Annotated in this window: 10 protein-coding genes; 6 read left to right on the top strand and 4 right to left on the bottom strand. The window is 64.0% G+C overall.

Annotation, left to right across the window (positions count from 1 at the left end):
• Window positions 1–401: 401 nt before the first annotated feature.
• The 3 genes from LK10_RS22025 to LK10_RS16730 all read left to right on the top strand — a co-directional run bounded on the left by LK10_RS22025 (window position 402) and on the right by LK10_RS16730 (window position 2,855).
• Window positions 402–566: a hypothetical protein gene (locus LK10_RS22025; RefSeq protein ID WP_156144223.1), complete on the top strand. Its 165-nt coding sequence runs from the start codon at window positions 402–404 to the stop codon at window positions 564–566.
• A gap of 462 nt (window positions 567–1,028) precedes the next feature.
• Window positions 1,029–2,081, top strand: coding sequence for a zinc-binding dehydrogenase (locus tag LK10_RS16735; RefSeq protein WP_043126165.1), 1,053 nt, complete (start codon window positions 1,029–1,031; stop codon window positions 2,079–2,081).
• 78 nt (window positions 2,082–2,159) lie between these two features.
• A complete protein-coding gene (locus LK10_RS16730; protein ID WP_052207494.1) occupies window positions 2,160–2,855 on the top strand; it encodes a cyclodeaminase/cyclohydrolase family protein in 696 nt (231 codons plus the stop codon).
• On the opposite strand, the gene LK10_RS16725 is transcribed toward LK10_RS16730, so the two are convergent.
• From LK10_RS16725 to LK10_RS16715, 3 genes are all read right to left on the bottom strand, one after another.
• Window positions 2,819–3,697, bottom strand: a complete 879-nt coding sequence (locus LK10_RS16725; RefSeq protein WP_043126164.1) for an aldo/keto reductase — start codon at window positions 3,695–3,697, stop codon at window positions 2,819–2,821. The two genes, LK10_RS16730 and LK10_RS16725, sit on opposite strands and share 37 nt — an antisense overlap.
• Before the next feature lie 165 nt (window positions 3,698–3,862).
• Window positions 3,863–4,447, bottom strand: a complete 585-nt coding sequence (locus LK10_RS16720; RefSeq protein WP_043126162.1) for a hypothetical protein — start codon at window positions 4,445–4,447, stop codon at window positions 3,863–3,865.
• A gap of 98 nt (window positions 4,448–4,545) precedes the next feature.
• A complete protein-coding gene (locus LK10_RS16715; RefSeq protein ID WP_043126159.1) occupies window positions 4,546–6,873 on the bottom strand; it encodes an FdhF/YdeP family oxidoreductase in 2,328 nt (775 codons plus the stop codon).
• A 379-nt stretch (window positions 6,874–7,252) separates the two neighbouring features.
• Between LK10_RS16715 and LK10_RS16710 the strand changes: the two genes are divergently transcribed.
• Window positions 7,253–7,831 carry a dihydrofolate reductase family protein gene (locus LK10_RS16710; protein ID WP_043126158.1) on the top strand — a complete coding sequence of 193 codons (579 nt, stop codon included), beginning with the start codon at window positions 7,253–7,255 and terminating at the stop codon, window positions 7,829–7,831.
• Window positions 7,832–7,945: 114 nt separating this feature from the next.
• Here LK10_RS16710 and LK10_RS16705 read toward each other — a convergent pair whose 3' ends face one another.
• Entirely contained in the window at window positions 7,946–8,833 is an 888-nt protein-coding gene (locus tag LK10_RS16705) for a LysR family transcriptional regulator (RefSeq protein WP_043126171.1), read from the bottom strand.
• A gap of 146 nt (window positions 8,834–8,979) precedes the next feature.
• Here LK10_RS16705 and LK10_RS16700 point away from each other — a divergent pair, with 146 nt between their 5' ends.
• A complete protein-coding gene (locus LK10_RS16700) occupies window positions 8,980–10,140 on the top strand; it encodes an iron-containing alcohol dehydrogenase (protein WP_156144222.1) in 1,161 nt (386 codons plus the stop codon).
• 31 nt (window positions 10,141–10,171) lie between these two features.
• Window positions 10,172–10,387: aldehyde dehydrogenase family protein (locus LK10_RS16695; protein ID WP_043126155.1), on the top strand; the 216-nt coding region annotated here is incomplete at its 3' end.

Raw genomic sequence — 10,387 nt, 5'->3', positions numbered from 1 at the left:
GTCCGGGGCTCGAGGAGGGCTGCGGCGGGCTCGGGCGGGGATGGGGGCTCGGCCGCGGGGGTACGATTGCCGGCCAAAGGCCAGCTTCAGACGGAACTTCGGATCGGGCTCATAGACGCTCATGAGCCGACCAGAACCGCCAACTGTCCACGGACCCGTGAGACACACTGTCCACACTCACCTGAGACAGAAGTGTCCATTCAGTCCCGAGACTTCACACCCCTCCACTGCCCTTGCGGGTACAGCTACTCCCCTCCACTGCTCCCCTCCACCGGCGTTACGGGAATGCGCACCGAGAAGAAAAAGGCGGACGACGGCGCTGGGCGGCCTTCGTCGTCGTCCTCCAAGCGGGTGGCGTAGCTGGCCTACCTCGGCAGCGGGCCCCGGCGTACGCTCTGAGTATGGATCCCGAGATGACGTGCGTGTGCGGGCGACCGATGCAGATCGTGGCTGTGCATCAGTTCGCAGGACTCAAGGGCCCGATGAAGCTGCTGGTCTACTCGTGCGGCCAAAGCCCTGTCGAGGACGGCGGCGATCACCTGCAACTGCGCGAGGTTCCGGCCTAGTGGGTGGTGCAACGCCCCGAGAGAGCCGGAAGGGACCTCTGACCGGTCTGGCAAGGTGAGGACGACCTCATGACGCTGGCCGCGGTTGTCCTAGGTGTCGTCGCCATCGTGGCGCTGGGGATCGGATCGAAACTGCTGCACAGCTCCCAGCCACAGGCGGCGAGGGCGTTGGCAGCAGGAACAGGGGCTGTAATCTGCGCCGAAGGCATTGCAATGTTCGCCCTTCCCGGAGCATTGGACCCATCCGGCCCCGATTGGGTCAAGGCAATTGTGGGAGTGGCATTAGGCGTCTTCGGATTCTTTCTCGCGCGTTTCATCTGGAGGTCTTACCGGGACGTCCGAGGCTGAGCAACAGGGTCCTCCGGCCCCTACCGCGGCGGCTGTCGCATGGCGATCATGAGCTTGAGGCATCTCGCCTCCTCGTCCTTCCCCCAGATTCGTTGCGCGCCAGGAGGTTCAACCATGAAGGCACTCGTTTATCACGGTCCAGGGCAGAAATCTTGGGAAGATGTGCCGGATCCGAAAATGGAGAATTCAACTGATGCCATCGTCAAGGTTGAAACAACCACAATCTGCGGTACGGACCTCCACATCCTCAAAGGGGACGTGCCGGCCGTGACCGACGGAAGAATTCTCGGCCACGAGGGAGTCGGCGTCGTAACCGAAGTCGGCCCGGAATGCGAGAAGGTCAAGGTCGGGGACCGAGTCATCATTTCCTGCATCAGCAAATGCATGCAATGCGACTTCTGCCGCTCGGGCCTGACCTCGCACTGCAAGACCCTCGGGGGCATTGGCTGGATCTTCGGCCATCTCATCGACGGTACTCAGGCGGAGTACGTCCGGGTGCCATTCGCGGATCACGGGCTTATCCCCCTTCCCGAAGGCGTCTCGGCGGAGCAGGGGACGATGCTGAGCGACATCCTGCCGACCGGCTACGAGATCGGCGTCCTCTATGGCGGCGTCAAGGACGGCGACGTCGTAGCCGTCGTTGGCTCGGGGCCGGTTGGCCTTGCGGCAATCATGACGGCGGGGCCAGCAGGTGCGTCGGAGGTCATCGCCGTCGACGGAAATGCGTACCGGCTCGAGGAGGCCAAGAAGTTCGGTGCAACGCAGACTGTGGCGGTAGGCGCCGGAGTCGATGTCGTGGCCGAACTCAAGCGGCTCAGCCGCGACGGCCTAGGGGTCGATGTGGCGATCGAAGCGGTGGGGCTTCCTGCCACGTTCGCAACAGCACTCGACTCGATCCGACCCGGCGGACGGGTAGCCAATGTCGGCGTTCATGGAAAGCCGGTCGAATTCCCGATTGACCGTGACTGGATCAACAACATCACCATCACGACTGGCTTGGTCAATGCGACCTCCGCGCCTGCCCTGCTCGAAAAGATCACGGCCGGCGAGATCGACCCCGCCAAGTTCGTCACGCACAGCTTCACCTTCGATCAGATGATCGAGGCGTATGACACCTTCGCCAACGCTGCGTCGGAGCACGCGCTCAAGGTGATCATCGCCGCGTAGACGGAGGCCCCGGCGTCAGCGGTTCCGCGGGCCCGGGTCATTCGTGTCCGCGTGCATCATCCGGGCAGACTGGGAGGCGTGAACGATTCCCCCGAAGTCAGCACCCGCCGCTCGACGGTCGAAGAATGGACGAGAGCTTTGGCCGAGTCCACGGGCTCGCCTGGCGGGGGCGCTGGCACGGGGCTGATGCTTGCCGTCGCGGCCTCATTGATTTCCATGGTCGCTGGCTACACCGACGCGGACGAATGCGACCGCGTCGAAGTCGATGCCATTCGACGGCGTGGGCAGTCCCTCCGGGAGACTGCCCTCCGACTGGCGGATGACGACGCCTCGGCGTCCCAGGCCTTCGGTGCAGCCTTCCGTTTGGAGCGGGGTCCTGAGCGGGAGGAGGCCATACGCGAGGCCTCGCTGAACGCTGCCAAGGCGTCGGCCGTGCTCGGCGACTTGGCCCTTGGCGCCCTCGACCCTCTCGCGTGGCTGGCGTCGAACGGAAATCCTGCCCTGGTCTCGGATGTCGTCGTGGCCTTCGGAGCCCTTCGGGCGGCGATCTCCGGGGCTCGCACCAATGTCAGCTTCGACCTCGCTTCCCTACGTTCGGGGGGCAAACGCTTGGACGAGGTCCGGGAGCAGCACGGAGATCTGTGGTCGGCCGTCAAGCGATTCGACGAGGCGCTTGACCGGATCGATACGCTGACTGCCGGAATCGATCACCGTGCTGCTCCCACCGATGCAGCTGATCAGCGTGACGACATGGGAACGGAGTCCAGCCTCTGAAGCTCCTCGGGGGCCAGCTCGAGCTCTGAGGCTGACGCGGAGTCCTGAATTGACTCTGGGCGCGAGGCTCCCGGGATGGGGATGACGACCTCCGCTTTGGCGAGCTCCCATGCCAGGGCCACTACCTGCGGAGACACATCGTGCGTCTTGGCCACAAGTGCGAACTCGTCATGAATTGACCCCAAGTCGGGTGCCGACGATATTCCGCCGAGGGGGCTCCAAGGAAGGAACGCAATGCCCATCTCCGCGCAGAGCTCGAGCTCCGGCTCACTGGAACGGAATTTCGGGGAGAACTGATTCTGGACTGAGGCCAGCCGGCCGCCTAGAACCTCTTGGGCCTCCTTGATCTGCCCCACGTTGGCGTTGGAGATTCCCGCCATCCGGATAACGCCCTCATCGAGGAGCTCGGCAAGGGCACCAACGGAATCTGCATAAGGAACCTGCGGATCGGGACGATGATACTGATACAGGTCGATGGCCTCGACACCCAAGCGACGTGCTGAAGCTTTGGCTGCTTCTTTGAGATAGGCGGGATCGCCATTCTGTGCCCAAGGGCCTTCCTGAGGACGGAGGTGGCCGCCCTTCGTCGCGATGATCACGTGCGAAACGTCGCCGCCATAGGAGCGAACCGCCTTGGCGATGAGTTCCTCGTTGTGACCGACTTCGTTCTTGCCGGGCAAGTGATACGCGTCCGCGGTATCGATCAGGGTCACCCCAGCGTCAAGAGCGGCGTGGATCGCCGCAATGGACTGCTGCTCGTCTGGCCGTCCCTCAATCGACATCGGCATTCCGCCGAGGCCTATGGCGCTGACGGACACGTTCCCAATGGTTCGTTGCTTCATCTCTCCGCTATCCCTTCGCGCTCGGTTGTGGAACAACTTGTCAACCGTATGCCGAGGGAAGACGGTGAGGGAGGCCCTCCAAGTCCCACCTTCGCAGATGCACGGCCGCCCGTGACGCCTCCGCATGGTCGCCCGGACAGTCCCGAGCCCGATGCCGCGGCGATGTCAGAGCGGCAGCTTCATCCCGGACGCGATATTGAGGGCGGTTGCCACCGTCAGGTACATCAGCCACAAGCCCGTGAGAATGTGCCAGAGCCCGAGCGACTTTTCACCGAAGGTCTTTCCGACGCTCGCGAAGAAATCACTGATGTAGATCAGCGAAAGGCCGCAGAAGAGCAGTCCAACAGGCCAGTCGCCCGCCTTGAAGAATACCGTCAGGCCCAGCAGCGAGATGATCGTGAAGGCGACCGACATGCCCGCGTTGGGCCGCGGGTCGCTGCCTTGATAGCGGTTGTAACCGATGGCGAACCAGTGGATCCCGTAAGCCGAGAAGGCCAGAGCGGCCATATAGAGCGGGGGATCCTTGAAGACCTGGAACCAGGTCATCCCAACAAAGAGGTAAACACCGGTGAGCAGCTGGCAGAAGCCGGGCATCCAGATGCCCCATACCCCGGTCGAGCGGTCGACCCGCGGGTCTCGCTGCGGCCAGCCGAACAGTTCCTGGGGCCCGTATATTAGATAGCCGGTACCCAGTCCAAAAAAGCCCAACGCGATCGGCAGGAATGTCGACGCCTGGAACGTGAGGTTCATGACCTTCGGTCCTTTGCGATAGTGCTGGATAGGAGTATTGACCAATCTTCATAGGCGATTCCTTCCAGCGGCAGCGCGCCGACCGCTCCGGCCGATTTCTAGCGGACTCCAGCAGTTGCCGTTTCCGGCGCCGCGACGGGTTCAAGCCTGACGATCACCGACTTCGATACCGGCGTATTGCTTTCCTCCGCCGTGGACTCCAGTGACACCAATACATTCGCTTCTGGGAAATAGGCGCACACACATCCCTTGGCCGTCGGGTAGGCGATCACCCTGAACTGCCGCAGTACCCGCTCTTCGGAACTGTCCTGATATTCGCTGTAGATGTCCACAAAGCTGCCGTCCTCGATGCCAAGCTCCTTGAGATCCTCGGGGTTGACGAAGAGAACGTGCCGGCCTTTCTTCACACCGCGGTACCTGTCATTCAAGCTGTAGATCGTGGTGTTGAACTGATCGTGCGCGCGGACCGACTGGAGCAGGAGCCGGCCTGGCGGGACTTCGATCGTCCCGAGCTCGTTGACAGTCAGCATCGCCTTGCCAGTCGACGTCGGGAACGTCCTGGAGTCCCGCGGGGGATGCGGCAGGACGAAGCCGCCCTCTTGGCGAACCTTCTGGTTGTAGTCTTCGCAGCCTTTGCAGACATGGCCGATGTGTTCGCGCAGCGAGTCGTAGTTGGCCTCGAATCCCGCCCAGTCAATGCCGTACCGATCGCCGAGCACAGCGCGCGCCAGACGGCTGATGATGGCCACTTCGGAGAGCACCATGTCCGAGATCGGTTCCAGCCGTCCGGCAGAGGCATGCACTGCGCAGACCGTGTCCTCCACGGTGACGAACTGAGGACCGCTTGCCTGCACATCGATTTCCGAGCGCCCGAGGGTTGGCAGGACGAGAGCCTGCTCGCCTGTGAAGGCATGCGAGCGGTTCAGCTTGGTGGATACCTGAACGCTCAGCTTCATCTTCTGCATCGCAGACTGGGCGACGGCGGTATCGGAGACGGCGTTGACCAGATTCCCGCCCACGGCCATGAAGACCTTCAGCTTGCCGTCCCGCATGGCCTGAATGCTCTGCACGGCGTCATAGCCGTTCCGCCGCGGCGGGTCGAAGCCGAATTCCTGCTGCAGCTTGTCCAGGAACGCCGGGGGCATCTGCTCCCAGATGCCCATGGTCCGGTCTCCTTGGACATTGCTGTGACCGCGGATCGGCGAAGGGCCGGCCCCGGGCTTGCCTATGTTGCCGCGCAGCAGCAGGAGGTTGACGATCTCCCTGATCGTGGGGACCGCCTTCTTGTGTTGAGTCAGGCCCATGGCCCAGGTGATGATGACCTTGTCCGCCCTGAGGTAGCGTTCGGCCGACTCGTCGATTTCCTCACTGCGCAGCCCGGTGGCGGCAAGCACCTCGCTCTCGTCGAGTTTGGCCAAATGCGCCTTGAGCTCCTCGAGACCCTGGCAATGCTCGGCGAGGAACTTGTGGTCGAGCACAGCCCCCGGTGCCGCCGCTTCCGCTTCCAGCACGCGCTTCGAGAGCGCCTGCAGGAGGGCCATGTCCCCCGCCAGCCGGATCTGCAGGAACTGATCCGCCAAGTCCGTCCCGGAACCGACGAGGCCGCGGGGACGCTGCGGGTTCTTGAAGTTGATGAGCCCAGCCTCGGGCAGCGGGTTGATGGCCACGATGCTCGCCCCGGCTTCCTTGGCCTCCTCGAGCGCGGTGAGCATCCGTGGATGGCAGGTACCGGGGTTCTGACCCATGATGATGATCAGGTCGGCCTTGGCAAAGTCCTGATACGAGATGGCGCATTTACCCACTCCGATGGTCTCCCCCATGGCCTTTCCAGTGGATTCGTGGCACATATTTGAACAGTCCGGAAGATTGTTGGTGCCGTACGCCCTGGCGAAGAGCTGGTATTCGAATGCCGCCTCGTTGCTGGTACGCCCACTGGTATAGAACGTGGCCTCGTCCGGGCTCTCCAAGGCATTGAGCTCCCGGGCGATGATGCCGAACGCGTTGTCCCAGCTGATCGGCTGATAGTGGTCTTTCCCTGCTGGTTTGTACACCGGCCGGACGAGGCGCCCTTGCTGTCCCAGCCAATACTCGGTGCGTCCCTGGAGGTCTTTTACAGAATGCTCGGCCCAGAACGTGTCCGGCACCTTGAGCGGGTCCGCCTCCCAGCTGACCGCTTTGGCGCCGTTCTCGCAGAACTCCGCGGTCTTGCGATGTGGCGGGTCCGGCCACGCGCAACTCATACAGTCAAAGCCGTCCTTCTGGTTCATCGCCAGCAGAGTCTTGACTGACCGTTCGGGGCCCATTTCGCGCAGCGCGCGGGGAATGGACTCGGTTAGGCTCGGTAAGCCCGCGGCCCAGGCTTTGGGTTTGCTGATCTCCAGCTCCGGGTCACCGGAATCGTCCGCTGAGAGCTTGGTCTTCCTCATGGCAGCCTCACCGTCCTACGACGTAGATCTCCCGAATCGGGCCTGATCAGGGCCGCCTGCCGGCCTAGGCCGGACGAGCAAATCGTCAATGGCGAAGCGGGCACGGCCGCGGGCGGGAAGCATGCCCACATTTCAGTGGTAGCAAAATCAGGTATAGGCAATGCAAGATGTCGAGACTGTATTCGTGTGGGTTTCTCTTCGCTCTTAGAGCTGGATGACACTTCGATTGCAACCCGGAGATGGTCGCCCACGGTCCGTACAGATCATTCATCTGCCCAACGTAGTGGGCATCAGGGTTCCCGCATTGCGCGACGTTGTCGTGGTACTCCGTCGGGGCGAAGATGAGCGTGATCTGAGAATCAGGGACAAGGACTTAGCGATGCCGGAACTCCTCATCGACTTCATCACCTCGCTCGACGGTTACGCATCCGGCGAGGGCTGGCCCGGTTGGTGGGGCCTAGAAGGGCCCGAATATCTGGCCTGGCTCGGAAATGCCCCCGAGGGCGACTGCACCGTGCTGATGGGAGCAACGACCTACCGGCTCATGTCAGGATTCTCCGCCGCCGGCGAGCCCGGCACCGGACCGCTGGCCGAGATGCCGAAGATTGTCTTCTCGAAGACGTTGCGCGAGCCCCTCGCCTGGGCGAACACGCAGCTCATTCCGCGGGACGCCGTTGAGGCCGTGCGAGAGATGAAGGCCGTCGAGTCGAAGTCGATGCGCACTATCGGCAGCCTCGCCTTGTGCCGCTCTCTGCTGAAAGCCGGCCTCGTGGACCGCTTCCGCGTGGTCGTCTTCCCCGTCATCACCGGGAGAACCGGCCGTGAACGCATCTACGACGGTTACCCCGATGTTGGGCTCGAGATGACCGACAGCCGGACCTTCGACGGACGCATCCAGCTCCTTGAATACATCCCGACGATTCTGTCCCAGCCATCGGGCAACAGCGGCCACCCCTAGATGGGAACAGCGGCAGGCCCTAGAAGCGAGTTGTGGCACAAAGGGTGCGATCGCCGTCGTCCGCCTTTGCCTTGGTGATAAGGCACTCCCGGGGCGGACATAATTCCCGCCGCCCTACGCCGCGCTGAGATACTCGTGTGCGGTGACGATCTCGCGGAGCGCGGATTCTGCAGCCCGGGTCCTGGCGAGCCTCTGATGCTCTGTGGGTACCACTATCCAATAGGTGCGCTCGATTTTCGTTCCTTCGAAGATATGCACGAGGCGCTCGTCGGCTGCGGCCACGAAGTCCGGGAGTACGGCAATGCCGAGCCCGGCGACAGCAGCCATCCATTGCCCGCTGACATTGTTGGTTTGGATGGCCGGGCGCATGCCGGGCAGGGCCGCATCGAGGAAACGCAGGGCCGGGATGTCCAGGAGTGAATCGACGTAGCCGATCATCGAATGATCGCTCAGGTCGGCAACGGTGAGGGGAGTTCCGGTGCGCGACAGGTAGTCGGGGCTCGCGTAGAAGCTCAGCCCGTATCTGGCCAGCTCCCTCGAGCGCACCCCGCGCGTAGTGGGCTCTTCGAGTGCGATTCCTACATCGAATTCGCGGGTGGCCAGCAGGTTCAGCCTGGTCGCTGTGACGATTTCGATCGTGAGGTCTGGGTAGGCGGCCCTGAGGTTGCCGAGTCCGGGGGAAAGCACGAAGGCGCCGAAGCCGTCCGGTGCAGCGATGCGCAGGGTGCCGGAGAGCCGCCCGCGCGCCGAGCCCAGCTCCTCCGAGGCTGCGAGCAGGGACGATTCGATGGCCTCGGCGTGGACTACCAGGCGTTGGCCCGCCTCGGTCAGCTCCCACCCGCTGGGCGTGCGGTCGAAGAGGCGTGTGCCCGCGGCACGTTCGAGCTGGGTCACCCTCCGGCCGACGGTGGTGTGCTCGACGCCCAGGCCTCTGGCCGCGGCGACGAGCCTTCGGCTGCGGGCCACCTCCAGGAAGAAGCGAAGGTCATCGGCTTGAATCACCTGCTCAGTGTAGTGCGATGTGCATTTGCGCACAGACGTGGGCCTAATTGCTTCTTGTTCTGCCTCCTTCCTGCACAGAGACTGGAAGACGCTCCCGGTGCAGTGAATCCCGCTCCCGGGCTCCGTTGACTACCGGGAGGTTCCCCTTGGCTTTCCAGATCGCCCTGCCGCGGCTCATGAGGGTCGGCGGGGGTGCTGTCCAGGAGCTCGGCGACGTGATCGCCGAAATCGGCGCCCGCCGTCCCCTCGTCGTCACCGATCCCTTCATGCAGAAGTCCGGGACCGTGGAGGTCGCCCTGCGGGCCCTGCGCAAGAGCGGCTTCGAGACCGCCCTGTTCGCCGAGACCGTCCCCGACCCAACGACAGACTCCCTCGCTGGGGGGCTCGAGGCGGTCAGGCAGCACGAAGCCGACATCCTGATCGGCTTCGGCGGCGGGAGCTCGATCGATACCGCCAAGGCCCTCGGGCTCCTGTCGAAGCAGGGCGGCGAGATGCGCCAGTTCAAGGCGCCCAAGCGGAACACCGGGCCGTCCCTGCCGGTCGTCGCAGTCCCGACGACGGCGGGCAGCGGGTCCGAGGCGACCCAGTTCTCCATCATCAGCGACTCCGAGACCAACGAGAAGATGCTCTGCGCCGGCCCGGCCTTCCTGCCCGTCGCCGCGGTCGTCGACTACGAGCTCACGCTCTCGATGCCGGCCCGGCTCAGCGCCGACACCGGAGTCGACGCGCTCACACACGCGATCGAGGCATACGTGAGCCGCAGGGCCAATGCGTTCTCCGACGGCTTCGCCCTCGCCGCCATCACCGCCATTGGGAAGAACCTCCGCGAGGTCTACAAGGACGGGTCGAACCGGGAAGCCAGGGAGGCGATGATGCTCGCCGCGACCCAGGCCGGCATCGCCTTCTCCAACTCCAGCGTCGCGCTCGTGCACGGGATGAGCCGGCCCCTCGGGGCCCACTTCCACATCGCGCACGGTCTCGCCAACGCGATGCTCTTCCCAGCCGTCACCGAGTTCTCCATTCGCGGCGCTCAGACCCGCTACGCCGACTGCGGGCGCGCGCTCGGCGTCGCCAGCCCGGAGGACGACGACGCCGCGGCCGCCCAGGCGCTCGTCGCCGAACTCCACGCCCTGAACCAGGACCTGGACGTCCCAACGCCGCAGTCCTGGGGCATCGACCCCGACGACTGGCAGCGGCTGACTCCCCTCATGGCTGAGCAGGCCCTCGCCTCCGGCTCCCCCGCCAACAACCCCCTCGTGCCCGACACGGCCGAGATCCAGGCCCTCTACGCGAAGATCTACGCCTGAGCCTGCCGACCTTCCCACCAAGGAGCTATTCATGACTGTCAAGACGATTCCGCATTTCCTCAACGGTGAAGAGACCAATGGTGTCGGGGAGCGGACCCAGCCGGTGTTCAACCCCGCGACCGGGGAGCAGACCGGAGAGCTGCGCCTCGCGGACGCGGCCGACCTCGAGACCGCGGTAGCGAACGCGCGCAAGGCCGCCGAGACCTGGGGAGACATCTCCCTGGCCAAGCGCACCGCGGTGCTGTTC

It is taken from the genome of Sinomonas humi, assembly GCF_000802235.1.
GTDB classification, from domain to species: domain Bacteria; phylum Actinomycetota; class Actinomycetes; order Actinomycetales; family Micrococcaceae; genus Sinomonas; species Sinomonas humi.
This window is presented reverse-complemented; position numbering and strand designations above follow the sequence as displayed.

Excerpts from the sequence above, each read along its gene's own strand:
- LK10_RS16715 (WP_043126159.1), bottom strand. The coding sequence starts at position 6,873 with ATGAGGAAGACCAAGCTCTCAGCGGACGATTCCGGTGACCCGGAGCTG.
- LK10_RS16735 (WP_043126165.1), top strand. The coding sequence starts at position 1,029 with ATGAAGGCACTCGTTTATCACGGTCCAGGGCAGAAATCTTGGGAAGAT.
- LK10_RS22025 (WP_156144223.1), top strand. The coding sequence starts at position 402 with ATGGATCCCGAGATGACGTGCGTGTGCGGGCGACCGATGCAGATCGTG.
- LK10_RS16710 (WP_043126158.1), top strand. The coding sequence starts at position 7,253 with ATGCCGGAACTCCTCATCGACTTCATCACCTCGCTCGACGGTTACGCA.
- LK10_RS16720 (WP_043126162.1), bottom strand. The coding sequence starts at position 4,447 with ATGAACCTCACGTTCCAGGCGTCGACATTCCTGCCGATCGCGTTGGGC.
- LK10_RS16725 (WP_043126164.1), bottom strand. The coding sequence starts at position 3,697 with ATGAAGCAACGAACCATTGGGAACGTGTCCGTCAGCGCCATAGGCCTC.